Origin of the sequence: Fibrobacter sp. (assembly GCA_017503015.1) — a bacterium.
Classification (GTDB): Bacteria; Fibrobacterota; Fibrobacteria; order Fibrobacterales; family Fibrobacteraceae; genus Fibrobacter.
Genome location: JAFVTX010000058.1, coordinates 30,256 through 57,211 on the forward strand (window position 1 = coordinate 30,256; position 26,956 = coordinate 57,211).

Genomic DNA, 26,956 nt, shown 5'->3' on the forward strand with positions numbered 1-26,956 from the left:
CAGAAAGTGAATGGCGGAACTAGTCGCCGTTTCCGTTGGAGTTGTCCGAAAGGGAAAGCACAGCCAGGAACGCCTTTTGCGGTACTTCTACCGAGCCGATACTCTTCATGCGTTTTTTACCCTCTTTCTGCTTTTCCAGGAGCTTGCGCTTGCGGGTGATGTCACCGCCGTAGCACTTGGCCAGCACGTCCTTGCGCACGGCCTTCACGGTAGAACGGCTGATGATCTTTCCGCCGATAGCTCCCTGGATGGCTACGTCGAACTGTTGCCGCGGAATCAGGTCTTTCAGCTTTACGCAGATGGCGTTGGCGTAGGTGCTTGCCTTGTCCCTGTGGATAATCACCGAGAAGGCGTCCACCGGGTCGCCGTTCAGCAAAATGTCCAGCTTCACCAGGTTGTTCCGCCTATACTCGCTGGGAGCGTAGTCCAGGCCTGCGTAGCCACGGCTCACGGACTTGAGACGGTCGTAGAAGTCGAACATGATTTCGGCGAGAGGCAGGTTATACTTGAGAATGACCTTCTCCTCGTCGATGTATTCCATGGTTTCGAATTCCCCGCGCTTTTCTTCGCAGAGGGTCATGAGGGCACCCACGTAGTCCTTGGGTGTAAAAATCTGGGCCTTTACGTAGGGCTCTTCGATGTGGTCGTAACGGCTCGCGTCGGGGAGCTTGGAGGGGCTCTCGATTTTCACCATGGTACCGTCGCTCATGTACACGTGGTATTCCACGTTGGGCACGGTGGTAATGATATCCACGCCGAATTCGCGGTCCAGGCGTTCCTGCACGATTTCCATGTGCAAAAGTCCCAAGAATCCGGTGCGGAAACCGAAGCCCAGGGCGTCGGAAGTTTCCGGTTCCCAGCTCAGGGCGGAGTCGTTCAGGCGTAGCTTTTCCAGGGCTTCGCGCAAATCCTTGTAATCTTCGGGGTCGATAGGGTAGATGCCCGAATAAATCATGGGCAAAATATCCTTGTAACCCGGGAGCGGTTCTGCGGCAGGGTTTGCCGTGTCGGTCAGGGTGTCGCCGATCTTGACGTCGCTGATGGTTTTAACGTTGGCAAGAACATAGCCAACCATACCTTCGGTAAGTTCGGGCCTGGGGTCACGGTGCATACTGAAGGTGCCCACTTCGGTCACCATGTATTCTCCGCCGGTTTTCATCATGCGGATTTTCATGCCCGCCTTGATGGAGCCTTCTACGATACGGATGTAGTTGATGACCCCGCGGTAGCTGTCATAGACGGAGTCAAAAATCAGGGCCTTCAGGGGCTTTCCGCTATCGCCCTTGGGGGCGGGAATCTCGTCGACGATTTTGTCCAGGACTTCGCCCACGTTCAGGCCCGTCTTTGCCGAAATACGGGGAATCTTGTCGGGGTCGTAGCCCAAAAGGTCGCCTACCAGCTGGGCGATATGGTCGGGCTGTGCTCCCGGCAGGTCCACCTTGTTCAGCACGGGAATCACCGTCAGGTCATTTTCGATGGCGAGGTAAAGGTTGCTGAGTGTCTGGGCCTCGATTCCCTGGCTTGCGTCCACCACCAGGATGGCGCCTTCACAGGCCGCCAGAGAACGGCTCACCTCGTAGGTAAAGTCCACGTGCCCCGGGGTGTCGATCATGTTCAGGATGTATTCCTGCCCATTCCGCTCATAAACCATGCGGATGGCGTGGGCCTTGATGGTAATGCCGCGCTCCCGTTCCAGGTCCATGTCGTCCAGCAGCTGGTTCGTCATTTCGTTCTTGGAAACGGTCTTGGTCAGTTCAATAAGGCGGTCGGCCAGGGTGGATTTGCCATGGTCGATGTGGGCGATAATGCTGAAATTTCTGATGTTGTCGTTTTGCGGCATAGGGAATTTCTTTTAAAGTCAGCACAAATATAGAAATCTGCCCATAGTTTTTCCATTTTATTTTGCCTTGACCCTTTACTTTTTCTATATTACGACCGATAATTAAAATGGGGTAGTTGCTCGCTTATGAAGTTGTTTTTCCGCATTTTTGCAGCTTTGCTGTTTGCCGTTGTGCTTTCTCATGCCGAGGGCAAGGTTTTTAACAAGGACTATTCGGAGATTAAGGAAATTCAGGCGATTATTACCACCCACGAAGGTGAAATTGTCCTTTCCCTCGATTTTAAGGCTGCTCCCAATACGGTGGCGAACTTTGTGGAACTTGCAAATAAGGGCTTTTACAACGGACTGACGTTCCACCGGGTTATTCAGGGCTTCATGATTCAAGGTGGTGACCCCGAGGGCAATGGCAAGGGTGGCCCGGGCTATACCATCGATGACGAAATTAGTGAACTAAAACATGAAACTGGCGTGATTTCTATGGCCAACCGTGGCCCCAACACCAATGGTTCACAATTCTTTATAACACAGTTGCCACAACATCATCTAGATGGCAAGCATACTGTCTTTGGAAAAGTTTTGTCCGGGCAAGACGTCGTTTGCCGCATTGAACAGGGCGATCCCATTATAAACATCAAAATTCTGGAAAAGAAGTAATCTATGGCTACAAAGAAAAAAGCTTCACCTGCGAAAAAAGCCCCTGTAAAGGCTGCTGTCAAGAAGGCCGCTCCCGCAAAGGCTGCTGCCAAGAAGCCTGCTGCGAAGGCCCCTGCAAAGAAGGCTGCTCCGGCAAAGGCTCCAGCCAAGAAAACGGCTCCGGCCAAGAAGGCTGCTCCCGCGAAAAAGGCGGCACCTGCGAAGGCTCCCGCCAAGAAGGCTGTGCCCGCGAAAAAAGTTGCTCCTGCCAAAAAGGTAGCTCCGGCAAAGAAGCTCGCTCCCGCAAAGAAACCTGCGGTGAACCCCCCCGCCAAGGCTCCTGCCAAGAAACCGGCTCCTACAAAGGCTCCTGCTGTCAAGAAGCCCGCTCCCGTCAAGGAAACTCCGAAGACCGTCAAGAAGGACAAGGTCGAGAAGGTCAAGGGCGGCAAGAAGCCTGCGTCTGCTCCTGTTGAAGCGGAAACTGTAGCTGAAGAAGTGATGGAAACTGCTGCCGAAGTCAAGGGAACAAAGCAGGGCAAGGGCGGCAAGCCCAAGATCGAACTGCCTTTTGCCGTGCTCCTGGAAGGTGGCAAGCGCCTTTCCAAGACCATCATGTTCTACGAAATCGACGAGCACGAAGACGGCGCCAACAAGAAGAAGGTGTCCTCTGAGCTCAAGAATCTTGAAAAGAAGCCCACCATGGCGATCCGCCGCAAGGCCTCTCTTGCCGAAGAGACCCAGGAAGAGCTGACGGAACGCATCTTGAAGGAACTGGAAGAGCAGAACCTGGCGTTTACCCGGGAAGCGGCGACCCAGATTTGCACCCGCTGCAACAAGAACCTGGTCTCTCCGGAATTCTGGGTGGACAAGCACCTGGGCTACTGCGAAGAATGTGCCGCCATCCTCAAGCTTGGCCAGTCCAAGGAAGCCCGTAAGGTAGATTACCAGATGGGTCTTCTCGGCCAGGATTCCCTGGACGAAGAGGATGAGGACAATGAATTCATGGACGGTCCCGATGCTGCAGACTTGAAGGAAGCGGAAGAGGAACTGGCCGAAATGGACGATTAATCGTTACAGGTCGTTGAATAAAAAAGCGCAGACCCTTAGATGGATCTGCGTTTTTTGCTTAAATATGTATGGCCGCGACGACGAATCTTGCGAACCGAAATGTGTGAATAAAGTGCGCGATTAAAGATGCGGAAACTCTAGTTCACCTTGCGCATGACACCGATGACGCGCCCTGCAATGGAAAAGTCCTTGTTGCTCTTGACAATGATGGGGCGGTACTTGGGGTTTGCGGGCCTGAGTTCGATATGGTCGGAAGATGGCTGGTAATACTTGACGGTAGCCTCGTTGTCGATCTGGGCCACGATGATTTCGCCCCGTTCGGCAGATTTTTGCTGGCGGGCAAAGACCAGGTCACCGTCGAAGATGCCGGCGTCGATCATGGAATCGCCACGGACCCTCAGGGCGAACACGTCGCTACGGCAGGCGAGGAAATCCCTATCGACGGTGACGGTGCCTTCCAGGTTCTGGACGGCCAAGATAGGAGCGCCTGCGGCCACGCGACCCACGATGGGAATCTCGACGGTATTGCTGCGGGCGGTAGAGGCGTTCTTGCCATTGTCGGTATCGAGAATCTCGATGCCGCGGCTAAGGCGGGGAGAACGGTTGATGTAGCCCTTCTTGATGAGGGCGGCCAAGATGGAACGGACCCCGTTAGTGGAGGAAATCTCGAAATGGGTGCCGATTTCCCGGACGGTAGGGGGCATGTGGTTTTCTCTGGAATATTTCTTGATGTATTCGTAAATCTCGGCCTGGCGGTCGGTCAAGTCCTTTTTTTTGCCTGAATGTTCCATTTTGAACCTCCCAGTATAGGGTTTGGAATTTCTATACCATAAATATAATGCACAATTGGGCATTTGTCAATAGGTTCACTGCACAAAATTTCATTTTTTTTTGAATGGTTGCTTTAAGATAACAGCAAAAAAGCAAGGCCGCTAGACCTTGCTTGAATTTTTTGCTGTTGCGGCTGCCCGCAAACAGGGCTATTTCTTCGGCTCGATCTTCTCGAGACCACCCATGTACGGACGCAGCACTTCAGGAATCAACAGCGAGCCGTCCTTCTGCTGGTAGTTGTCGCAAATGCCCACCATCACGCGCGGGGTGGCAAGTCCGGAACCGTTCAGCGTGTGCACGAAGGTGTTCTTGCCGTTAATCTTCGTCTTGATGTTGGCGCGGCGTGCCTGGTAGTCTTCGAAGTTGGAGCAGGAGCTGACTTCGAGCCACTTCTTTTCCACCGGAGCGTAGACTTCCAGGTCGTAGCACTTGGCGGCACCGAAACCGAGGTCGCCCTTGCAGAGGGCCAGACGGTGGTAGGGGAGGCCGAGCTTTTCCAGGAGTTTTTCGCCGAAGCGGGTGAGTTCCTCGTGGTCTTCGTAGCTGTGTTCCGGGTGGGCAAAGTAGACCATTTCCACCTTGTTGAACTGGTGCAGGCGGAGAAGTCCGCGGGTATCCTTGCCGTAGGAGCCGGCTTCGCGGCGGAAGCAGGCGGAGTAGGCGCAGATGCGCTTCGGAAGTTCAGATTCCGGAATCACTTCGCCGGCATAGAGGTTGGTCAGAGGCACTTCTGCGGTCGGGATGAGGAACAGGTCGTCGTCCTTGTCGCAGCGGTACATGTCTTCTTCGAACTTCGGGAGCTGGCCCGTGCCGCGCATGGTATTGCGGGTCACCAGGTACGGCGGCGTGAATTCCTCGAAGCCGTTCTTCTGGTGTTCGTCGAGGAAGAACTGGATGAGGGCGCGTTCCAGGCGGGAACCGAGACCACGGTAGACCGGGAAGCCGCTACCGGAAATCTTGGCGCCGCGTTCGAAGTCAAAAATGCCGAGGCGTTCGCCCAGGGTCTTGTGGTCCACGCGGGCAAAGTCATCGTTCTTGGTGTAGTAGTCAAACGGAATCGGGCCGTCCTTCTCCACCACGTTGTCCGAGCTGTCCTTGCCTTCCGGGGAACGCGGGGCGATGTTCGGCACGTGCATGAGCATTTCGGTCTGCTTGTAGTCCAAATCCTTGAGCTTCTTGTCGAGTTCGTCAATCTTGTCGCCCAGGGCGCGCATGGCGGCCACGGCCTCGTCGGCGTTTTCGCCCTTCTTCTTGAGGTCGCCAATCTTCTTGGATTCGGCGTTGCGTTCGCTCTTGAGGCGTTCCACTTCGGTGAGGAGCGGGCGACGTTCGTTGTCGATGGCGAGCACGTCCTTCAGGCTCACTGTGGTGTACTTCTTTTCGGTTTCAGCAATGTAGTATTCCGGATTTTCGCGGATTTTCTTGATGTCAAGCATTTTATGCCTCGGATGATAAAAATTTTACGCGGGTAAATTTAGCAAAAGTGGTTAGTGGTTAGTGGCTAGTGGCTGGGAACGAAGGATGAAATAGACTCCTAGATTGTGTAGGGGAAAGCCTTCCCCTCGCTTCCTTCGACCCTCTCAGGTCCCCGAGCTTGCCGAGGGGCCGAAGGGCGCTACCCCTTCGCCTAGGGGGACACCCCCTAAGACCCCCGCTTTCTAATCAGTATTTTCTAGATTTGAGCCATGCTTTTTGCAAGATGCTTATTTCGGTCTGTCCCCATGTTTTTGGCCGTCCTATTGGCAAGCCTTCTTTCGGGCTGTTACAGCTTTACGGCGTCCACGCTGCCAAGCCACATCAAGACGGTCCAGATTCACGAGGTCGAAGACAAGACTTTGGATCCGGTGCTGGCCAACAACATCCGCGCAGGCGTGCTGGACATGTTCAAGAGCAACGCGGGCGGTGTCCGTATTGTGAACGAGAATGCCAACGCCGATTTCGAGATGACTCTTCTCAGTTACACCAACAAGCCCGAAAACTACAACAGCTCGAGTGACGTAGAGACTTACCGCGTCACCATCCGGGTGAGCGTCAAGTTCTACGACAATGTAAAAGACAAGATTATCTACGAGAACAAGTCCCTTTCGGCGGACGGAACCTACGATGTGGCCAAGAACGAGTCCGAAGACCGCCACGGCCAGGCCCGCGCCATCGAGAAACTGCAAGACCTGATCGTAGCCAATGCCCTTGCAAAGTGGTAAACAGTGATGAGTCGTGAGTGTTGAGTTATGAGTGCTCATTTCACATGCCACACCTCCCTAGATCCTAGCCCCTAAATCCAAAATCCTAGATCCTAAATCATGCGCAAATTCAGAGTTGTACTTGTTGAACCGGAACACCCTCACAATGTGGGCTTTGTAGCTCGTGCCATGCACTGCTACGCCCTCGACGAACTGTATATCGTTTACCCCAGGCGCGACAAGGTAATTGAAAACTCTTACCACACGGCCCCCAACAGCCACGAGGTTTTGGACAAGGCGACTATCGTCCACAAGTTCGAAGACGCCATCGGGGACTGCGCCTGCGCGGTGGCCTTCAGCCGCCGCATCTACGGTTCGGCCATCAAGCACACCATGATGCCCGGGCTTTCGGAACTGCTGCCCGAAGATGGAACCGTCGCTCTCGTGTTTGGTCGTGAATCTTGTGGGCTGGAGACCGAAGAGGTAAATGCCTGTACCTACCAGTGCGAGATTCCTGTGCCGGGACTCATGAGCCTGAACTTGGCCCAGGCGGTAACGGTAGGCCTGTACGAACTTTGCCGTAGCGGAGCGTTGGCCAACGGCGAGGGCCGTGCCAAACGGACCACACGGGGTGTTGCCGAAACGGGGCCTGCCACCATCGAGCAGATCGACAGCTTTAAGAAGTTCATGGACCGCTACCTCACGGGGCAGTACCACGACCAGGCCTGGCGGGACAATTTCCTCAATACGCTTTTGCAGAGGCTGCACCCGACACGTAATGAACTTTCCGCCTTGTTCGGGCTAATCCGCAACATCGCCGGCAAGCCGGCCCGTCTGGAACACGCGGCAGAAAAGGCCGCCAAGGCAGCTAAAGCTGCCGATACTACAGAAAACGCGGATTAATTCTTGTTGGCAATCTTGCCGTAGAATTCACGAAAATCGTCCCAGCGGTAATACGGGGCGGCGGGGCAATTCTTTACCATCGTGGAATCGCAAGTCACGGGCAGTTTCTGCTCGGTTTCGTTGAGCATCACCTTCACGAGAATGGGGGAGCCCTTCCTACTGGACTTGTAAAAGACAAACTGCACGTTGGCGGCCATGGGGCAGATTTCGTAGTCCCGCCAGACCTTGTGCAGGCCTTCCATTTCGGCGATTTCGATGCCTGTATTCCGCGTGTCGTTTTCCATTTGCAGCAATACGGCGAAGGGGAACACCATGGTGTCGTGACCAAAGCGCAGCGTGGCGGCAGGTTGTTTCCCGGTCTTTGCTTTTGCGGTGTCGGTGTCAATCACCTTGTCTGCCATTTCAAGGACGTTTTTCAGGAGGGGGCGTGCGTTTTCTAGACCTTCTTTTTTACCGAAGGGATTGTTCCCGAGGACGCTGTACCACCAGGCGTTCTGTGCACGCCAGCGGGAGAAAAGCTCGTCTTCGGTCCACAGGTCGTAAAAATCAAAGCTTATTTCGGGGCTGCCTTGAAGGCTGTTTCCGATTTCGTAAATCTTGCTGTAAAGGTCGCCCGCATCGATGTTCTTCTGTACGTATGTCGAATCATTGAAAATCGCGTGCATCATGCGGGCGGGATTCACATGGCTGTACATCTTTTCGTTTTCTTTTTGCCAGGCGGGGGTGTTGGATTCGCTGATGATTTTTCCGAAATCCAGCGGGTTGATAAAGCTCATCAGGTACTTGCCCGATTCCTGATGGATATCCAGTTTCGGTTTCTGGGCCCGCAGTTCTTCAAGGAATGCCGCCATGCTCACCACGCAACGCACACTGGTGCTTGCGTAGGCTTCGATGTAGGCGTCGTTCTTGAACACTTCAGGGAAGTTCTTCACCATGCACTTGGCAATGCCCTGGTGCTATGCAACGCCCAATCGAGTCAGGTCTCCTGCCCGCGGGGCGGCGTATTCGTCCAGATATTTGGCGCGCTCCAGCAGGCTCTTGCCCAGGTCGGTAAGCTTGCCGGCAGAGTCGGCTTTTGCAAGAGTGCTATAAAGAAAATGATAATGGTCGGCGGGCTGATGAAAGCGGCTGCCGTGCCTGCCGTAATGGCTTATATAGAACGGCTTGTAACCGGCAGGTGCCTTGGTGTACTTGGCGGTGGGAGTGGGGTAGGCGTAGTAGTTGCTGCCCATCTGGTAGCGGTCCTGGGCAAATCCAGAAATCACAATCGTGAGCAATAGCGCAATGATAATTTTCATGTCGTTAATTACCGGTCAAAATGCTTAGTTATGGGTTTTGAGTGGTGCTACGCACCTTTGAGTTTTGAGTTTTTATAATCGCGCCTTTGACGCCAATTTATGAACTGATAACTCGTAACTGATAACTGACAACTCGTCTTTACTTCCGGTCCACCACTTTAAAAAAGCAGCTTCTCGCGCCCGTGTGGCAAGCGACCTGCGGGCCCTGCATGCGGACCTTAAAGAGCAATGCGTCAGAGTCGCAGTCGGCGGCCCATTCAACGACTGTCATCACGTTTCCGCTGGTGTCGCCCTTGTGCCAGTATTCCTTGCGGCTACGGCTCCAGAACACCATCTCGCCGCATTCGTGCGTGCGGCGGAGGGCTTCCTCGTTCATCCAGGCCATCATCAGTACGTCGCCCTTGTCTGCGTCCTGCACAATTGCCGGCGCAAGTGCAACCCCGTCCACGACGACTTCAAATTTAATCTCTTTAATCAGGTCCTCGAATTTCATGTTTATTCCTTTATGCAGCGAATGGGATGTGCTGAATTTTTCTCTGATGTATGCCAAAGAATATTTGACCAGATAAGCTCTTCGTTCATAGCGGTGTACGCATAATAACCAGCGAATGTTCCGCTTTTAGGGGATTCTTCTAAACTCCAAAAAGCTGTATATGCGTCGATTCCTTGATAATTGCCTTGGTATTTTAGGCCAGTGGAAAGCATTGAAAAACCAAATTCATCGGTTGCATCTAAATCCTTTTCTTCCCATGTTTTCATGTCTCTTAATTTTGTTGCCGCCCCATGATAGTAAGCGTATGAACCTTTATCTTCAATGCCTGTCATAATAGATTCTAATAAAGTTATCCAATCCGTTTTGTTGGGAATTCTATATCCTTCTGGGCAAATACCTCTTAACTTTTCGTCTTCCGAAAAATTACAGAGAGCCTGAAATCCACAGGTTCCATATCCGTCTTTTTCTATAGAGACGCTGTCAACTGCAGCAGCCCATGTATAGAGCCTTCCGTATTTTTTACAATATTCAAGGCTGTCGTTATAGCAAAAGCTGTTGGAATCTGTTTCACTCAAAACGTATCTATAATCCAGGTTTTGAGCCATCCATTCCTGGTCAAAGATTTTTACGGTTCTATAAACTTTATTTTCACGAGCGTCTAGTAATTCTCCATACTCGATGTCTGGATTTAGGTAGTCGGTTGCAACGCAATTGTACTCCTTGCAACTGTATTTTCCTTCGGGTAATACAGTCGGAATCCAGACGCTTGAACTAGATTCTTCGGAGGAACTAGATTCTTGTACAGACGACGAATAAACTGATGAGGAAGATTCTTTTAAAAAAGAACTGCTAGACGATTCAGGAACGGAACTCGATGATTCTTCTTCGGAAATTTTCGGGATGACGTTACGGTAATATGCTTTATTGTTTTCAACCTTGCAGATACATGATTCGAGGGACTTCTCTCCATAGTTTGTTATCATGGGGGAAAGATCACCATCGCTTTCTAGTACATAGGAGCAATTTGAAATTTTGGCACGAATATGCATGTAGCGTTGTTCAGTGACAATTTCAATGTCGTAATGATTCTGAGCTTTGTTGTACCTGGAAGATGTGCATCGTGCATAGAACGCTAGCATGTTGCTCATGTACTCGTTAAGGTCATCGCATATATAATTGGCGATGAAATCATTGCCAGATAGTGAATCAACCCATGGATCGGTTTCAGTAATTCCGAATTGTTCGTTACACCATGAATCGATTTCCTGTTCTAAGGAACTAGAACTGTTGGATGAATCCTCTGCTGAAGAACCGGAGTCCCCACCACAGGCATTAAAAAGAAGCGCAATCAGTATGCAGAAAACAAATGACCATTTATTGCTCATTGTATATAATCATCTTGTTGTTTGTTTTATTACTAGCCACGCACCTGCCCATTCCCGCGCAAAACCCACTTGTAGGTGCAGAGGCTTTCCACGCCCATGGGGCCGCGAGCATGCAGCTTGTCGGTAGAGATTCCCACTTCGGCGCCGAGACCGTATTCGCCGCCGTCGGCAAATCGGGTGCTGGCGTTTACCATGACGCTGCTGCTATCGACATTGGCCACAAAGTAATCCTGCACGCTTGCGTCTTCGGCAACTACGGCTTCGGTGTGGCGGCTGCTGTTCTGCTCGATATGCTCGCAGGCTTCGGCCACGTTGTCCACGAACTTGACGCTTGCCTTCAGGGCCAGGTATTCGTGGTGGTAGTTGCTGTCGTCGCCAATGTCCTTGATGCGGCTATCGTGGCTCTGGGCATCTTTGTTTCCGAAGAGTTCCACGCCACGGTCGGCGAGGCAGTCCAGGAGTTTCTTCACGTTGGCGTCATCGATATGGCGGTCGATAATCACGCATTCCATGGCGTTGCACACGCCGGTGCGCTGCGTCTTGGCGTTAATCAGAATGTTCACCGCCTTGTCCATGTCGGCGGACTTATCGATGTACACGTGGCAGATGCCGTTGAAGTGCTTGATCACAGGAATCTTGCTCTGTTCCACGACGGCGCGGATCAGGCGTTCGCCACCGCGGGGGATCACCAGGTCGATGCAGTCGCTACGCTGCAACAGCATGCCCACCAGGTCGTGGCTGGTTTCGGTCACCAGCTGCACGGCGTCTTCGTCAATGCCGTTTTCGGCAAGGGCCTTGTGGAAAATCCCGGCGAGGCACTTGGCGGAATTCAGGGATTCCTTGCCGCCGCGCAAAATCACGGCGTTTCCCGCCTTGAAGCAGAGGCATGCGCCGTCAATCGTCACATTCGGGCGGCTTTCAAAAATAAAGAACACGGAGCCGATAGGCACGGCCACGCGGCTAATCTTGATGCCGTTCTTCAGTTCGCGGCTTTCCAGCACCCGGTTCAGCGGGTCGGTAAAGGCGGCAATTTCTTCGGCGCCCTTGGCCATGGCCTCAATGCGGGTGTCGTTCAATGTCAAACGGTCCATCTTGGCGTCGTCGAGCTTGCCGGCGGCAGCTTCCAGGTCAAGTTTGTTCGCGGCCAGGATTTCCGGCTTGTGTTCCCGGAGCAACTTTGCCACCAGGTTCAGCACGGCACTCCGTTTTTCGCCAGAGAGGGTGCGCAGGTTCTTGCTTGCTTTTTTGGCGTTTTTCGCCAAAAGGTCGGAATATTCGTCCAAGTTGGAATAATTTTTAGTCATGTTTTTAATATAGAAACTTGCTTTTTCACAAAAAGAAGTGTATTTTCAAAATACAGGTTTGTTTTTACCCTCGACATTGAGTGGTAGTCTAGGGTATCGGACTTGGGTGTAAGAGCCCGGCGTTCAACGTCGGGTTTCTTTTTTTATATCTTTATACCGTAAAATAAAGAACGGTAAGTAATGAACATTTACAGTTGGAACGTCAACGGAATCCGTTCCGCCCTCAAGAAAGGGCTGGAAAACTGGTTCCACGAGACCAATCCCGATATCCTGTGCCTCCAGGAAGTCCGCGCCGAGACAGACCAGATTCCGGAATCCATGGCCAAGCCCGAAGGCTACTTTGCCTACTGGAACCCCTGCCAGCGCAAAAAGGGCTACAGCGGGGTAGGCGTGCTTACAAAGATCGAGCCCGATGCGGTGAACTACGGTTTCGATATTGAAGAGTTTGACGTCGAAGGCCGCGTGCTGCAGCTGGTGTTCCCGGACTGGGTGCTCAACAGCATCTACTTCCCTAATGGCGGCTCCGGCGACGACCGTCTGGACTACAAGCTCCGCTTTTACGACGCCTTTTTGGAAAATTCGGAGCGCTGGATTGCCGACGGCAAGCATGTGCTTACAGTAGGCGACTACAACACCTGCCATAAGGAAATAGACATTGCCCGCCCCAAGGAAAACGAGAACGTGAGCGGCTTCTTGCCTGTGGAACGGGCCTGGATGGACAAGTACGTGGAACACGGCTTTGTGGATTCCTTCCGCAATCTGCATCCGGACACACGGGACGTTTACTCCTGGTGGTCCAACCGTTTCGGCGCCCGGGGCAGGAACGTGGGTTGGCGTCTGGACTATGCCTTTGTAGATGAGGCCCTGATGCCCAACGTGGTCCGCTCCGAAATCCACACAACGGTTATGGGTTCGGACCATTGCCCCATCAGCATCGAGCTGGAGCCGCCCTTCGCTCCGCTGCCCATAAAGTCCGCATCTGCCGAAGCAGAAGTCCAGTAGAAAAAAGTCGCCCTTTCGAGCGACTTTTCTTTTAACTTGTTTGCGACAATTACGAGTGCAGGTATTCCACGATGGCGTCGTGGATGGTGGTGAACACTTCCCGCAGTTCCTCTTCGTCTTCTTCCAGGAGCGTCACGCGGAAGCCCTTCAGGTCGGTGCAGAAGCTGGTGCTGGGCACCACGCAGATGCCCTTCGCGCCTAGCAGGTAGTAAACGAAGCGGTAGTCCAGGTTCGTGGTCTTGCTGCACCATTCTTCCACCTTCTTCTTGATAATCGGGTTGTCGATTTTCAGCGTCTGGTGGCTGTTCAGCGTGCCTTCGCGGAAGATGATGGTGTTGTAGAACGCACCGTAGGTTGGGTTGAAGTACAGTTCCGGAATGTCTGAAAGTATTTCGTTGATGATGGCGCTACGGCGGCCAATCTTCTCGTTCAGCGCGGTGCGGTGCTCGATAAAGCGCGGATCGCCCAGCACGCGGGGAATGGTCATCTGCGGGAGCGTGGTGGAGCAGACTTCCACCATCTTGGCGTTGTCGATGGCGCGGCAGAAGGCGTCGAACTGTTCGTCCTTGTCGCGGTTGTAGTATTCGGCCCAGCCGCAACGAGCGCCCGGCCAGGGGTATTCCTTGGAGATTCCCTTCAGCGCGATGCCCGGAACGTCGCCGATGTATTCGGCCAGGGCGTAGGCGTGGGCGCCATTGTAGGTAATCTTGTTGTAGATTTCGTCGCAGATGATGAACAGGTTGTAGCGCTTCGCGATATCCACGATTTTCTTGAGGATATCCAACGGATAGACCATGCCCGTCGGGTTGTCCGGGTTCAGCACCAGGATGCCCGCGATGCTCGGGTTGTACTTCACCTTGTTCTCGAGCTCTTCCAGGTCCGGATACCAGTGGTTTTCGGGCTGGAGGCTGTAGGTGATGGGGGCCGTGTGGGCGTGTGCCGCTTCGGCGGAACTGTGGGTGCTGTAGGCCGGGGCAGGTCCGATAATGCGGGTGTTCATGGAGAGCAGGCCGTAGATGGTGGCGATGGCGTCACCCAGGCCGTTGAAGAACAGGATGTCGTCCACGCTAATCTGCGCGACGCCCAGCTTGTTGTTCTCCTTCACCAGGAATTCGCGGGTTTCCAGCATGCCCTTGGAGGGGCAGTAGCCGTAACTGCGGTTGGTCTTGACCAGGTCCACCACGATATCCTTGATCCAGTCGGGCAGCTGGCATTTCTTTTCGATAGGGTCTCCGATGTTTTCCCAGTGGATGGGGAGACCCAGGGCCTTGAGCTGGTTTGCCTTCTTCACGATCTCGCGGATTTCGTAAGAAAGTTCCTTGGCACCTTCGCTCAAAAGTCTTCTGCGCATTTTATGCTCCTATATAGGTATCGTAAATTCTCAAATTTTACTGCGTAATTATAGAATAATAAAACAGTGAAATTTCTTTAAGTTAATGGTTTGGGGTATGAAAAAAGCAGCCTTTTACGGGGCTGCCCTTGAAACTTGCTATCTGGATTTTGGCGTTATGCCTTACAGACCTTGGTTTCTCTGGACAGCCCCACAATAGCTCGGGCTGCTGCCGGGCTTGCTGCCATTGCCGCTGCTGCGATGTTCTGTCCAAAGAATTTATTCATGTGCAAAAATATAGTTCCAGGTGCAGAAGTTGTCAAGAGGGGGAGGTCTCCCCCTGATTGCAGCCTTGCCTCGTTGAGTCACATCCCTGCGTGCCATTCTTGCCATCCCCGCGCATCCTTCGTTGTCATCCCCGCGCATCCTTCGTTGTCATCCCCGCGCATCCTTCGTTGTCATCCCCGCGAAGGCGGGGATCTCCCTTCATCTACCCACTCGGCAAGTCTTCCATCACCCCCACGCCTAGGGGCGTAGCCCCTAAAACCCCTGTTTTAATATCACGTTTTGAAGTGTTTATATCGTTAATTTATAAAAAGAAGATAATTTGAAAAAATTGCTCTAGGTTGGAATAATCGCTTCCATTTTTGTATATTACCTCCCGAAAAGCCGTATTGCTATATCCCATAGCAACCGGAATGGTTGCGGGCTATGGAAATACGGCTTTTGTGCTTTTAGCACAAAGTCCAGCGGCTCGGAAGTGTTGATGCAAGCATCAACGTTTCACTCGCCTTGGGGGCTTTTTTTTGTTTTGAAATGGAGGAAAAATGACCAAAAAGGCCGAAAAGACGGAGATTGTGACGACAAATCCTCTCGTGGAATCGGGAGTGGAAAAGATGATTCAGGTTATTCGGGGCAAGCAGGTGCTGCTTGACCGCGACCTGGCGATGCTTTATGGCGTGGAAACGAAACGTATCAACGAGCAGGTAAAACGTAATATCGAACGGTTTCCCGAGGAATTTTGCTTTCGGTTAGACCGAGATGAAATTGAATTCGTGAAGTCGCAACTTGCGACTTCACGGAAAGAAGGGTTCTTTTCGGGACAAAAAGGCGGAGGTCGTAAAAATCCCTATGCCTTCACCGAACAGGGGGTAGCGATGTTATCTACCGTTTTACACAGTGAAAAAGCGATAAAGGTTAGCATCGACATAATGAAAGTTTTCGTCGCAATGCGGCATTATATGCTTGCGAATGGTGGGCTGGTTAATCGGCTTTCTAATGTGGAGTCCAAAATTTTGGACCATGATCGCAAAAACATCGAATATGATCGCAAATTTGACGAGGTTTTCGAAGCGATGGACCGGGGAGAACTCAAGTCCAAGGGGTTGTTTTACAATAATCAGGAGTTTGACGCCTATGTGTTCGTTTGTGACCTGATTCGCAGCGCAAAAAAGAGGATTGTTCTTGTTGACCGCTATGTAACCGAAAAGACGTTAACCATGATGCTCAAGCGGGAGAAAGGTGTTTCCGTTACCATTTACACCTACGACAAAAGTAAGGTTTTAGAGATGGATTTGGCAACCTACAACGAGCAGTATCCCGACAGTCCAATGCGGGTCCTGCCAAGTTATGGTATGCACGACAGATTTTTGTTCATTGACGAGGTTGCTTATCATTTTGGGGCGTCGTTGAAAGATTTGGGCAAGAACACATTTTTCTTTACACAAGAAGATTTTACACTAGAGGAAGTGCTGAAGGAGTCGCAGAAGATTCAGGACGCATTATCATCTCCGCCGACCTCTAAAACCTAGTGCTTTTTTCTATCTTGAATCACATGACCCACGGAACATTATATGACCCGATTCGCCAAAAGGATGTGCCCGACACCCCCGAGGAGCGGGTGCGTCAGGCGACGGTGCAGTTCTTGCTGAATGAGGTGAAGGTCCCTGCCCACCTGATTACGGTGGAGTTCGGCCTGAGTTCCGTGGACCCCAAGACGGATGACCGGGTGGACATCGTGGTGCACGATTTCCGCAACGGGAACGACCAGGCGAAACCCTGGCTTTTGGTGGAATGCAAGGCTCCCGGCGAATACACCTGGGAGGCTTTGCAGGTTCAGCTGAACAAGTACCTGCAGGTGCTCACGCCCAGGTTCGTGATGCTTTCGTTGGGGGATTGTGAGCGTTTTTTTGAAATGGACGCCGCCACCAAGAGATTTGTTAAGATTGAACGGCTTCCTGAATTCCGTTAGGCGGGTATTCGAAGGAGCGGCGTTCCGCAATCCACTTGCGCACGGCTTCGACCGCACGGGCGCCCAGAATCTCTTTCTTGTTCTTTTTTTTGAGGCCCTCGTGGTGGGGGAGCAGCCCGAAGTTGAAGTTCATTGGCTGAAAATTTTCGTTTTCCTCTACCAAGCGGTTCATCAAGGACCCGATGCAGCTCTCGTCGGGGAGCGGGTCGGCATGCCCGTGCAAAATGGTCTGGGCCATGTTCCAGGCGGCATACCATCCGGTAGCCACCGCCTCGGTGTAGCCTTCGCTTCCGGTAATCTGCCCGGCGAACCAGGTGGGCGGAATGTCCTTGGCGCAGGGCAGTTCAGGCCGCAATCTCAAAGTGGCATCCAAGAACTTGGGCGATTCAATGAAGGTGTTCCGGTGCATGCAACCTAGGCGGGCAAATTTCGCATTGCGCAAGGCCGGCACCATGGTGAAGATTTCTTTTTGCGTGCCCCACTTGAGGCGGGTCTGGAAACCCACCATGTTAAAGAGGGTCTTTTGCTTGTTTTCGGCTCGGAGCTGTATTACCGCGTACCACAAATGCCCATTGTTGCCGAGTCCGAGTCCGATGGGGCGCATGGGTCCGTGACGGAGGGTCTCATAGCCGCGGCGGGCCATTTCTTCGACAGGCAGGCAGCCCTCGAACAGTTCGTTCTTTTCGAAGGGGCGGGGCTCCACGGCTTCGGCCTCGCACAGTTTACGGACAAACTCCGTATAGGTTTCCTTGTCCAGGGGGCAGTTGATAAAGTCTGCCGTCTCGCCCTTTTCCCAGCGGTTCATGTAGAAGGCGTGGTCGAAGTCGATGCTGTCGGTCTCTACCACAGGGGCTATAGCGTCGAAGAAATGGAGGCGCTCGCTTCCCAGCCGCTTGAAGATATCGTCGGCGAGCGCGTCGCTGGCCAGCGGCCCCGCCGCGACTAAGGTCGGGCAGTCGCCTTCGAGGCTGGTTACTTCTTCTCGGTGGAGCGTGATGTTTGGAGATTCTGCAATTTTCTTTTCCACCGATTCGCTGAAAATGTCCCGGTTCACGGTGAGGGAATCGCCAGCGGGAACGGCGGCTTCGCGGGCGGAGTCCAAAAGGAAACTCCCCAGCATGGTGAGTTCCTGCTTTAAAAGTCCGTGTGCCGATGTGACGCCCAGCGCCTTGAAACTGTTGGAGCAGACGAGTTGTGCCAGGTGGCCGTCCTTGTGGGCGGGAGTCTGCTTGACCGGACGCATTTCGTACAGGTCCACCTTGAAACCGCGGCTCGCCAGTTGCAAAGCCGCCTCGCAACCTGCGAGACCGCCACCTATGACTCTTACTCGTTGCTGTTCGCTCATTTCATTCGCTTTGTGGTTTAAGGTACGGGGTTTTAGGGGTGTCCCCTAGGAGAAGGGGTAGCGCCCTTCGGCAGGCTCAGGGACCTGAGACGGTCGAAGGAAGCGAGGGGAAGGCTTTCCCCTTTTTGCCAGTTAGTGCTAGTCGGTTCCCTTGGACTGGATCCTTTATGCTTCGCATTCAGGATGACACACTTGCGTTTTACTCATCGGTCAATTCCGAATTTCGAAATCTGAATTCCGAATTAATTCGTCACCACTTTCCGGTAGCTCTTGGCGTTTCCGATCCAGAGTTTCACCAGGAGTTCTTCCAGGGAGGCAGTGGAGACGCATTCGGGGTCGGCGTCCTGGATTTCGTCGGAAATCAGGTTTGCCTGGGTCAGGTTCAGCATGCCGTAGTACATGGCTTCCATGAGCTGGGAGGCGAACTTCGGGGAAATCCGCGCCACTGCGTCCATGTCGTTCAGGGGCGGCAGTTGGGTCTTGTCGGGGCTGAACTGGTCCAGGTTGTCCATGGTCCACATGTCGGCGGCCTTGCCCATGTCGTCGCTGGGGGCGATTTTCAGGAGCTTTTCCTTGTAGGCGTTCCATTCCACGTTGGTGGTCTTTCCCGCCTTGCGCACGGACTTCAAGAAGGACAGGACGGCGTAGTAGAGGTCCTTTTCTCTCTGGTTCATTTCTTTCTGCGAAGCGGGAATCATGGCAAGCCCCTCGGGATTAGTGGCGGAAGTGCCTCATGCCGGTGAACACCATGGCCACCCCAAGCTTGTCGCAAGCTTCGATGGAGAGGTTGTCCTTCTTGGAACCGCCCGGTTGCACGATGTACTGGACGCCAGCCTTGGCAGCGGCTTCCACGTTGTCCGGGAACGGGAAGAAGGCGTCGGAGCCCATGACGACTTCGCTGAACACCTTCTTTTCGAGAGCCTTGAGACCGGCCTTGTCGATGCACTTGCCCTTTTCGTTGAAGAACTTCTTGGCGGCTTTCATGCGGGCGACGTTGTCACGTACGCGTGGCTGGCAGAGGCGGAGGTTACTATCGATGCGGTTCGGCTGGCCGGGGCCAAGGCCGATGACCTGGAAGTAGCCGCGGGCGTATTCGTAACCCATGACGATGGCGTTAGACTTGGTGTGCTTGGTCACGATCCAGGTGAAGCGGGCGAGGGCTTCCTTGTTCTTTGCGAACTTCTTCTTGGTGACGCATTCGAACTTTTCGTAAACGTCCACGTCGCGGTCCTGAACCAGCATGCCACCGATCACGTGCTTGTAGACCTTGCAGCGGGTCGCCTTCTTGATCTTGCCCACTTCAAGGAGACGAATGTCCTTGGACTTGTTCTTCAAAAATTCCAGAGCGTCCTTGTCGAATGCCGGGGCGAGCAGAATTTCGACGAACTTGCCCTTCAGGAATTCGGCGGTTTTCAGGTCCACCTTCTTGGTTACGGCAATCACGGAACCGAAGGCCGACACCGGGTCGCCTTCCCAGGCGGCTTCCATGGCGTTGCGCAGTGTCTTGCCGGTAGCAAGGCCACAGGGATTCATGTGCTTTACGATAACAACGGCATTTTCGTCTGCGAATTCGCGGGCCATTTCCAGGGCGGCGTCGGCATCCACGATGTTGTTGTAAGAAAGTTCCTTACCCCAGAGCTGCTTTGCGGTGGCGAGGCTTGCTTCGGTGCAGGTCGGGTCGCGGTAGAAGACGGCGGACTGGTGGGAGTTTTCACCGTAGCGCATGGGCTTCGGGTCAACGAATTTCAAAACGAGTTCTTCGGACATGTTTTTTCCTTTGTGATTTACATAGGATAATATAGGAAATTAGAAGAAAGGAGATGCCCGCTCGGAGGCGGGCATGACAAGAATAATACTGGCGTGACAAGAATTAACGCGGCTCGATTTAATACATCGTTGCCGGAGGGTTGTTGTCGTCGAGACCCGGCAGATTCGGGTTGGGCGCGATGTTGTCCAGCGGGTCTTCGGGTTCTACAATCAGGTTGTAATAGACGTTGTTCTTCAGTTCGTCTTCGATGTAGAAAAGGGTGCCGCCCATGGCAGAGCCGCAACCGGCGCAGGCTCCCTGGTAGCGGATTTTCAGGCGGTTGTCGTCGGTCAGGTCCAGCACTTCCAGGTCGCCACCGTCGCCTTGCAGCATCCCGCGCACGGACTGGTGGAGCCAGGCTTCGATTTTTTCGATTTTCTGCGGCTTGGTGAGGGCGTTCCATTCGGCGTCGGCTTCGGCACGGCCCTCGGCGGTCTGGGTGCGGTACTTGATGCGCTCCATCTTCTCGCGGACCAAAATAGCGGTGGCCTTCTTTTCGGGATAGGCTTCCAGAATCCGCTGTATAAGCGTGTTCATTTGTTTGAGCTCAGGTGCGGAGGCATCGAAAGCCGGCACGTCGGGTGTGTCCCGCAGTTCCTGTTCCAGGCTTTCGGCGGTGATAGCGCAGGCTTCTTCCACCGTGACCATCTGGATTTTCTTGCAGAAGGTGTCGGCAAGTGCGGTAAAGATTGGCCCGCCGTAGGTGAAGAACCGGGTCTCCAGAATCTTGTCGCATTCCGGGTCTATCATCAGGTAGACCTTCAGGCTCGCTTCCTTCACATCTACAAGGGCAAGGCCCTTTTCGTCGGCTTCAATCTGGAAAATCGCGCCCCTGTACTTGGGGGCCTTTGCAATCTCCTGCACCTTCTTGGAAAAATTCGCACACAGTTCTTCGCTCATAGTGCACCAAATATAGAATATTTGGCCAGTATGCACTTGAATGGTGATTTATTTGGCTTGTTTAGTAAACGAAAGTTAACATACGGATGTTTAATAATGGAGGCGAATAATATATATTTGAATTATAAGAACAAACGAACGGGGCCTTTATGAAAAAATTTCTCTTTCTTGCCGTGCTGGTTTCGGCCTTTTTTACCGCCTGCGGTAGCGACAGTGGCAGCAAGGGTTCTGACCCTGAAGATGGCGTTGAGCGGGATTCCACCGACCAGGGTGGCGACAAGAAGCCCCTGCCCGACATTCCGGCCCTGGCCATGGACTCGGTGGACACCGAAGATGACCTGCCCGCCTGCGTCTCTTCCAATGATGGGGATTCCGCCTACGTGAAGAGTGTCTACTCCATATATCGCTGCGACGACGGGCTCTGGGAACCCGATGGGTTTGTGCTTCAGAGGGTAAAGTCCAAAGATAAATTGCCCGAATGTACCAAGGACCGCATTTCGATGCTTGTGGTTACAACCGACAGTTCAATGGTTTATCGCTGCGGAAGGGAATCGTGGACTGTTCTTGGCAAGATGGTTGTCTCGGAGACGGACTTGCCCAACTGCACGGCCAACAGGGACGGGGAGATGGCATACGTCCAGGAATCCGGCAAGGTCATGGTGTGCGATGGCAGATGGACGGAACAGGAGTTCGATGACGCGGTATATTGCGGAACTCGGTCCTATGACCCGGCCGAGAAGTTCTGTATAGCGGAAAAACTTTATGCCCTTTGTGGCGGCAAGGACTTCGACCCTGCCAAGCAGTTCTGCTTCGAAGATACCCTCTACGCCCTTTGCGGTGGCGAAGACTACCGCCCCACCAGGCGTTTCTGCGTCAGGGATACCCTTTACGACATGTGCGGAGGCAAGACCTTTGACCCTGCTAAGAAGTTCTGCATCGACGATAAACTCCATGACCTGTGCGGCGGCAAGAGTTTCGATGTGGACAGGGAACGTTGTGAGGGCGGAAAAGTCCAAGGAACCTGTGGCACGGAAGCGTATGACGCAAGTGAAAAGTTCTGTGTTTCAGGAGAACTTTACGACCTGTGCGGCGGCAAAAAATACGACACTGCGACTGAATTCTGTTCTGGCGACGAAGTCTACAATTTTTGCGGCGGAGCAAGTTACGATGTGACAGCGAAATTCTGCTCCGGTGGTCAGACTTACGACCTGTGCGGCGGAGCAAGTTACGATGTGACGGCGAAATTCTGCTCCGGTGGCCAGACTTACGACCTGTGTGGCGGAGAAGAATATGATGTGACGGCAAAATTCTGTTCTGGCGGTAAAACCTATGATTTGTGTGGCGGCTCCGGGTATGATGTGGAAGAGGAACACTGTGTAAACGGAGAACCAAAGAGTTGTAATGCCTTGACATACGACAAATCCACCCATTTCTGCGATGCAAGGGATCTACAAATCTATAGGTTCGTTACCATCGGCACCCAGACATGGATGGCCTATAACCTGAACTATTCGGATAGCGCGAATTATCCCAGTATGCTGGAACGGAATTGGTGCTACAAAAACAGTCTGGACAGTTGTGTCAAATATGGTCGCCTTTACACCTGGGCCGCGGCAATAGACTCGATGAAACTCGCAAATGATGCCACGAATCCGTTGACCTGCGGCTACGGCGTGGAGTGTGGCCTCTCCGGCAAAGTTCAGGGCATTTGCCCCAAGGGCTGGCACCTGCCGAGCCGAACGGAATGGGAAGCCCTGTTCACGGCCGTGGGTGGCTTCTCAACAGCAGGTCCAAAGCTCAAGTCCCTGACAGGCTGGAATAGTGGCGGCAACGGCACGGACGCCTTCGGGTTTTCGGCGTTGCCTGCTGGCGGCAGGTACGACTATGGCAACTTCCGCTACGGTGGCAACTACGCGAGCTTCTGGAGTTCTACGGAGGGCAATAGCAACAGCGCGTACTGCATGTACCTGTTCTACGACTACGACCTTGGGGGCCTGGGCAACTACAGCAAGGACTACGGGTATTCAGTTCGTTGTCTCCGGGACTAACATGGCGCAAGCCGAAGGCTAGCGCCAGGGCCTAGGCCGCCTGCGGCCACGGCCATGATAATTTCGTGCAAACTTGGTTGTCACGGCATTTCGCCTTATGGGGGTTTTAGGGGCGGGGCCCCTAGGCGAGGGGGTAGCGGAGACGGCAAGGAGATCCCCGCCTTCGCGGGGATGACAAAAAAAGAGGTGGGGATGACGAGCCGTTGTAGCGAGGGGGAGGCTTCCCCCTTCTAATCGCTACTGCGTAGCCGTCACTTCACGTCCACCGTCACCTTGTACATGGGCTTGCCGCGGTAACTGTTCAGGCCCTTGGCGGTCTGGACTTTCAAGTTCTTGGCGGTGACGCCCTTCTGCTGCTTGAGCACGTTCAGCAGTTCCTGGTTGCGCTTTTCGGCCAGGTTTGCCAGGTCTTGTTGCATGGCCTTGCTGTCGAATTCGGCGTCGTGTTCCTTGGCGTAGGCTTTGAAACCGGCATCGCTGTCCTTGATGGCGAGGGCGGCCTTTTCGTCAATCTCGTTGAGGCTAGCCTTGCCTTCTTTTTGCTTGTAGTATTCGGTCTTGAGCTTGTGGGCCTTGTGTTCTTTTGAAATCTTGGCGGGGTTGTAGTACTGGGTGTAGGTGAGGGTCAGGTTCTTGTCTTTGGCCAGAGCCTCGGTCATCTTGGAAGCCTTGGCGAACTGTTCGCTGGTAAATGTTCCGCTAGAAACGTCGATCAGGATTTCGTCGTCTTTGCCCAGGTTCAGGCCCACGGCAGAGGCTCCCGTGTTGGCCACGTTGCCTACAATCTTGATGGGGGAGAGGGCTACCTTAATGAGCAACTTTGTCACCGTGTCCCACACGATTTTCAGGTACGAGAATTCCGGGTCCTTCACGTTGCCCTTCACGGGAACGTCGAACTGGATCTTGTCATCCTTGTCCTTGAGCACATAGAGGCCGACTTTCATGGGCACGGGGTATTCCGGGTCAACGCTGTCGTCTTTGTCGCCCACGTCAATGTTATAGATGTCAATGGTGTTCTTGCTATCGACATTAAAGTTATTCATCTTGTTGTCGCTGGCAAAGGCCATGGTGCCTGCGATGATGGGGTAGCCCGTGAAGTGCAGACTGTAACTGCTGAAATGCTTAAGGGCCAGGTTCTTGACGCTTACGTAGGCGTCCATGGTACCGATGTCGTTGAGGGCGCCCTTGTACTTGACGGACACGGAGCCTCCTTCGGGGAAGGCGGCGCTCACGTTCACGTTGCAGGGTTTGTCGAAGTTGATGTTGGAACCGCTTACCGTGATGGCGGAGACTTTGTAGTTGAAAGGTTTGGAAAGGGTGTAGTCGTTGGCGGTGACGGTGGTGTTCTGCACCAGGAGTTTTGTGACGATGGCGTCCAGCTTTTTGGCGGGTTCGACCTTGGCATTTGCACTGGCTGAGTCCGTCGCAGCATCAGGTGCGGGTGCTACCAGGGAATCCAGCGGAACCGCATTGGAATCGGTGGCTACGGTGTCCGCCTTGGCTTTGCCCTTGGGGGTGAGCAGCACGTCGATGTTGGTCTTTCCGCCCTTGTACAGGTCCAGGTGGGCGAATGCTCTGTCTACCACGACGGAGTCGATGCGGAACTTGAACTTTTCCAGGTTGGCTTCGGCAATGCCTACGCCCACATGGCCCGCCCCGATGGTCTTGTCGTTGGTCTCTGTGATCACCACGCTATCCACGCTGACAATGCCCTTCACGTTGGAGGCGAGAATGCTGTTCAGGTTGCCCTGGATGTCCATGTCTGCGGAGAGGTTGCCCTTGAAGTCCTTGATGTTCACGAAGTCGTTCAGGTAGGGTTTGCCTGCAGCCAATGCGAAGTCCTTGAGACCCACGTTCACGTTGAAGTCGTTGGTGGCCGCATTGACGGTCACCTTCACGTTCAGGTCGCCGCCGTCGGCGAATTTGAGGCTCACGCCCACGTCGGTCTGCTTGTTGCTCAGGTAAACTGCGGGTATGGCCACTCCAAAGTCCTTGATGTGGATCTTGGAACCCACCTTGGCGTCTTCGTAGATGATGTTGCCGTTCTCGAAGACGATGTTCTTGACGGAAATGCTCACGGGGAGTCCGTCGGCGATTTCGGCCGCGTTGATCATGCCGGTGGAATCGGCGGCGGTAGTGTCGGCGGGTTCGGCAGCGGTGGAGTCAGACTGGGAGAGAAAATCCAGAATGTCGCTGAAGTTGAAACGGTCGCCGCTCTGGACCACGTGCACGTAGAGGCCCTTCATGTAGATTTCGCCTACGCTGGCCGTTCCGGTAACGATTCTCGTGGGGTTCAGGTTGATGCGGAACTTTTCGAAGGAGACAAAGGGCGTTTTGCCGTCCCGTTCCAGGAGGGCGAAGTTATCTACGTTGACGGTCCAGGTCAGGGGACTCAGGCTCACGCTTTCGATGTTGACCTTACGGCCGATGTATTCTTCGGAGTGGGCCACGATGTAGTCCTTCACGAACCCGGGGGCAAGTTTCAGGGCGGCAAAAACCAGGACGAACAGGGCGGCGACGACAATCAGGATAATCTTCACGGACTTTTTCATGGGCTATAATTTAGAAATGTTAGGCAAGAAGGTGCTTTTTTCTGCTTTTTTTGCTTTCAGTGGAATATTTTTTTATAAATTTGCAGCCGTGATTGCTCTTTTTGCCGTTTTTTCGGCAAAACCTGCTCCGTTATTTTGGAGCGAACCTGGCCGTCAAGTCTCCTCGAGGCGTTATTAAGATGGCCCCCTAACACATTCACTTGCAATCACCCCTTCTGCAGGTCTTTTCCAGCCTGCAGTCGCGGTTTAACCCTTACTTATGAGGTGCCTAGATGGAAATAATCACTCTCGCATGCTCTGCTCTTGCAGTCGTGCTCTGTATCGTTATCCTGACTAAGGTTAACAAGATTCTTGACAACCTTCACACTCCTATCGTTAAGAAGCTCACCCCGGACATGAACCTGAGGCCTAACTCTCGTCGTCCTGTCTCTGCCCAAGAAATGGCACAGCGTGGTGATCGCAACAACAAGGGTGATCGCAAGGATCGTCAGAATAAAGACAACCGCGGTGAAAAGAACGGCCAGGCCCAGCAGGGTCAGAACCGTGACCGCAACGAACAGCGCGATCGCGGCAATCGCCGTGACCGTCGTGACGGTCGTCCTGACCGCAACAATCGTCGTGAAATGAACGCAGACGCCCAGGCCGCTTCTTCTGAAGCTCCCGTGGCCCAGCCTGCCGAAGCGGCCGCTCCTGCTGCCGCCGAAGGTCGTCGCCCTCTGGCTCCGCGTATTCCGGTTGAAACTCCGGCCGCTCCTGTCAGCGCTCCCGTGGCTCCTGCAGCACCTGCCGCCGTTGCCGCCGAACCTGCTGTGGAAGTCGCCGAAACCACCTTCGATCCCGCCAAGGTCCGCTATGGCCGCCGCAACGTGATCAAGAAGGCTCCGGAACTCTCCGACGAAGCATAATCACGAAAAGCCAAAAGCTTGATAGAGCCCTCGGTCTTAGGACCGGGGGCTTTATGTTTTTATAAATGGGGTTGTCAGGTGCTGCCTAGCGCCAACGGCGATGGTTGTCCGGCCCGTCGAAATCGTCGTAGCGGTCGTCGTAGTTTTCGGGATAGTCGCCGTCGTCGTAGTTGTCGTCCCGGTCGGGGAATCCCGATTCCAGCTCGGTGAAACTGGGCTCCTCGATGTTCACCACCTGGACTTCGAAAATCAGGTCCTTGCCTGCGAAGGGGTGGTTCCCGTCCACCAGCACGGTATCCTTGTAGATTTCTTTCACGATGTAGATGCCGTCGGCGTCGTCCTCGTCGTCCAGGTTCAGTCCATCTACAAACTCGTCGGCGGTGTCGGGCAGCTGGAATTCCCGGATGTCGTTGTCCAGCATCATCTCCAGCTCCATGCCCAGCCAGAGTTCCCCTACGTCCTGGAGTTCTTCTTTGGGAACTTGGAGCAGCAGGTCGTCGCGGTATGGTCCGTAGCCCTGGTCAAAGGGAATCTCTACGGTGAACTTTTCGCCCAGCTTGCGGCCTTCCAGGGCGGATTCAAGTCCGGGGATAATGTTGTCGTAGCCGTGGATATATACAAAGGGGTGGCTCGGAGGAATTTCCTCCAAGATGCGCCCGCTCATCTCTTTGAGCGTGTAGGCGATGCTCACCTTTGTCTTTGCTTCCACGATTTCCATAGGCGCGACAAATATAGAATTTTTAGCTATGAGTTGTGAGTTCGCCTTGCGTCGCAAGGCTTTGAGATTTTGAGGTGGCGTATACGGGGACATTCCCGAAATGACTCATAGCAACCGAAGGTTGTGACCTCATGCCTCGAACCTCGTGCCTCGAACCTTA

25 protein-coding genes are annotated in these 26,956 nt (G+C 53.5%); 10 read left to right on the top strand and 15 right to left on the bottom strand.

The window, feature by feature from the left end; translation table 11 throughout:
* Nucleotides 1-19: 19 nt before the first annotated feature.
* On the bottom strand, nt 20-1,840 hold the full coding sequence (gene lepA, locus IKB43_11015) for a translation elongation factor 4 (GenBank protein MBR2470657.1): 1,821 nt from the start codon (nt 1,838-1,840) through the stop codon (nt 20-22).
* Between the two features lie 126 nt (nt 1,841-1,966).
* Between lepA and IKB43_11020 the strand changes: the two genes are divergently transcribed.
* A complete protein-coding gene (locus IKB43_11020; GenBank protein MBR2470658.1) occupies nt 1,967-2,494 on the top strand; it encodes a peptidylprolyl isomerase in 528 nt (175 codons plus the stop codon).
* Between the two features lie 3 nt (nt 2,495-2,497).
* Complete coding sequence (locus IKB43_11025) at nt 2,498-3,544, top strand: hypothetical protein (GenBank protein MBR2470659.1); 1,047 nt, start codon at nt 2,498-2,500, stop codon at nt 3,542-3,544.
* A gap of 137 nt (nt 3,545-3,681) precedes the next feature.
* Here the strand turns inward: IKB43_11025 and lexA are convergent, their stop codons facing one another.
* Complete coding sequence (gene lexA, locus IKB43_11030; GenBank protein MBR2470660.1) at nt 3,682-4,335, bottom strand: transcriptional repressor LexA; 654 nt, start codon at nt 4,333-4,335, stop codon at nt 3,682-3,684.
* 189 nt (nt 4,336-4,524) lie between these two features.
* Complete coding sequence (serS, locus tag IKB43_11035; protein ID MBR2470661.1) at nt 4,525-5,811, bottom strand: serine--tRNA ligase; 1,287 nt, start codon at nt 5,809-5,811, stop codon at nt 4,525-4,527.
* A 249-nt stretch (nt 5,812-6,060) separates the two neighbouring features.
* On the opposite strand from serS, the gene IKB43_11040 reads away from it, so the two are divergent.
* Nucleotides 6,061-6,576, top strand: a complete 516-nt coding sequence (locus IKB43_11040; GenBank protein ID MBR2470662.1) for a hypothetical protein — start codon at nt 6,061-6,063, stop codon at nt 6,574-6,576.
* A 99-nt stretch (nt 6,577-6,675) separates the two neighbouring features.
* Nucleotides 6,676-7,458 carry an RNA methyltransferase gene (locus IKB43_11045; GenBank protein ID MBR2470663.1) on the top strand — a complete coding sequence of 261 codons (783 nt, stop codon included), beginning with the start codon at nt 6,676-6,678 and terminating at the stop codon, nt 7,456-7,458.
* Here IKB43_11045 and IKB43_11050 read toward each other — a convergent pair.
* The 5 genes from IKB43_11050 to IKB43_11070 form a co-directional block, all read right to left on the bottom strand.
* Entirely contained in the window at nt 7,455-8,393 is a 939-nt protein-coding gene (locus IKB43_11050; GenBank protein ID MBR2470664.1) for a histidine-type phosphatase, read from the bottom strand. The two genes, IKB43_11045 and IKB43_11050, sit on opposite strands and share 4 nt — an antisense overlap.
* Before the next feature lie 21 nt (nt 8,394-8,414).
* Nucleotides 8,415-8,756, bottom strand: a complete 342-nt coding sequence (locus IKB43_11055; protein MBR2470665.1) for a hypothetical protein — start codon at nt 8,754-8,756, stop codon at nt 8,415-8,417.
* A gap of 139 nt (nt 8,757-8,895) precedes the next feature.
* Nucleotides 8,896-9,249: a phosphoribosyl-AMP cyclohydrolase gene (gene hisI, locus IKB43_11060; protein MBR2470666.1), complete on the bottom strand. Its 354-nt coding sequence runs from the start codon at nt 9,247-9,249 to the stop codon at nt 8,896-8,898.
* 2 nt (nt 9,250-9,251) lie between these two features.
* Nucleotides 9,252-10,634: a hypothetical protein gene (locus tag IKB43_11065; GenBank protein MBR2470667.1), complete on the bottom strand. Its 1,383-nt coding sequence runs from the start codon at nt 10,632-10,634 to the stop codon at nt 9,252-9,254.
* Between the two features lie 32 nt (nt 10,635-10,666).
* Nucleotides 10,667-11,938, bottom strand: a complete 1,272-nt coding sequence (locus IKB43_11070; protein ID MBR2470668.1) for a glutamate-5-semialdehyde dehydrogenase — start codon at nt 11,936-11,938, stop codon at nt 10,667-10,669.
* A gap of 180 nt (nt 11,939-12,118) precedes the next feature.
* Here IKB43_11070 and xth point away from each other — a divergent pair, with 180 nt between their 5' ends.
* Complete coding sequence (gene xth, locus IKB43_11075; protein ID MBR2470669.1) at nt 12,119-12,940, top strand: exodeoxyribonuclease III; 822 nt, start codon at nt 12,119-12,121, stop codon at nt 12,938-12,940.
* Nucleotides 12,941-12,989: 49 nt separating this feature from the next.
* Here xth and IKB43_11080 read toward each other — a convergent pair whose 3' ends face one another.
* Nucleotides 12,990-14,291: a pyridoxal phosphate-dependent aminotransferase gene (locus IKB43_11080; GenBank protein ID MBR2470670.1), complete on the bottom strand. Its 1,302-nt coding sequence runs from the start codon at nt 14,289-14,291 to the stop codon at nt 12,990-12,992.
* A gap of 806 nt (nt 14,292-15,097) precedes the next feature.
* Between IKB43_11080 and IKB43_11085 the strand changes: the two genes are divergently transcribed.
* Together IKB43_11085 and IKB43_11090 are read left to right on the top strand one after the other, a co-directional pair.
* Nucleotides 15,098-16,081, top strand: coding sequence for an ORF6N domain-containing protein (locus tag IKB43_11085; GenBank protein MBR2470671.1), 984 nt, complete (start codon nt 15,098-15,100; stop codon nt 16,079-16,081).
* 23 nt (nt 16,082-16,104) lie between these two features.
* Nucleotides 16,105-16,521 (top strand): type I restriction enzyme HsdR N-terminal domain-containing protein, encoded by a 417-nt coding sequence (locus tag IKB43_11090; GenBank protein ID MBR2470672.1) that lies wholly within the window; start codon nt 16,105-16,107, stop codon nt 16,519-16,521.
* On the opposite strand, the gene trmFO is transcribed toward IKB43_11090, so the two are convergent.
* The 4 genes from trmFO to IKB43_11110 form a co-directional block, all read right to left on the bottom strand.
* A complete protein-coding gene (trmFO, locus tag IKB43_11095; protein MBR2470673.1) occupies nt 16,490-17,866 on the bottom strand; it encodes a methylenetetrahydrofolate--tRNA-(uracil(54)-C(5))-methyltransferase (FADH(2)-oxidizing) TrmFO in 1,377 nt (458 codons plus the stop codon). The two genes, IKB43_11090 and trmFO, sit on opposite strands and share 32 nt — an antisense overlap.
* Before the next feature lie 242 nt (nt 17,867-18,108).
* Nucleotides 18,109-18,564 carry a hypothetical protein gene (locus IKB43_11100; GenBank protein ID MBR2470674.1) on the bottom strand — a complete coding sequence of 152 codons (456 nt, stop codon included), beginning with the start codon at nt 18,562-18,564 and terminating at the stop codon, nt 18,109-18,111.
* A gap of 16 nt (nt 18,565-18,580) precedes the next feature.
* Nucleotides 18,581-19,633 carry an IMP cyclohydrolase gene (locus tag IKB43_11105; GenBank protein ID MBR2470675.1) on the bottom strand — a complete coding sequence of 351 codons (1,053 nt, stop codon included), beginning with the start codon at nt 19,631-19,633 and terminating at the stop codon, nt 18,581-18,583.
* Nucleotides 19,634-19,751: 118 nt separating this feature from the next.
* A complete protein-coding gene (locus tag IKB43_11110; GenBank protein ID MBR2470676.1) occupies nt 19,752-20,573 on the bottom strand; it encodes a NifU family protein in 822 nt (273 codons plus the stop codon).
* 893 nt (nt 20,574-21,466) lie between these two features.
* On the opposite strand from IKB43_11110, the gene IKB43_11115 reads away from it, so the two are divergent.
* The gene (locus IKB43_11115) at nt 21,467-22,621 is read left to right on the top strand and encodes a fibrobacter succinogenes major paralogous domain-containing protein (protein ID MBR2470677.1); all 1,155 of its coding nucleotides are present in this window, start codon (nt 21,467-21,469) and stop codon (nt 22,619-22,621) included.
* 251 nt (nt 22,622-22,872) lie between these two features.
* Here the strand turns inward: IKB43_11115 and IKB43_11120 are convergent, their stop codons facing one another.
* Nucleotides 22,873-25,173, bottom strand: a complete 2,301-nt coding sequence (locus IKB43_11120) for a DUF748 domain-containing protein (GenBank protein ID MBR2470678.1) — start codon at nt 25,171-25,173, stop codon at nt 22,873-22,875.
* Nucleotides 25,174-25,189: 16 nt separating this feature from the next.
* Between IKB43_11120 and IKB43_11125 the strand changes: the two genes are divergently transcribed.
* On the top strand, nt 25,190-25,351 hold the full coding sequence (locus IKB43_11125) for a hypothetical protein (protein MBR2470679.1): 162 nt from the start codon (nt 25,190-25,192) through the stop codon (nt 25,349-25,351).
* Nucleotides 25,352-25,445: 94 nt separating this feature from the next.
* The gene (locus IKB43_11130; protein ID MBR2470680.1) at nt 25,446-26,078 is read left to right on the top strand and encodes a hypothetical protein; all 633 of its coding nucleotides are present in this window, start codon (nt 25,446-25,448) and stop codon (nt 26,076-26,078) included.
* Nucleotides 26,079-26,163: 85 nt separating this feature from the next.
* Here the strand turns inward: IKB43_11130 and IKB43_11135 are convergent, their stop codons facing one another.
* Nucleotides 26,164-26,796: an FKBP-type peptidyl-prolyl cis-trans isomerase gene (locus tag IKB43_11135; GenBank protein MBR2470681.1), complete on the bottom strand. Its 633-nt coding sequence runs from the start codon at nt 26,794-26,796 to the stop codon at nt 26,164-26,166.
* Nucleotides 26,797-26,956: the final 160 nt, after the last annotated feature.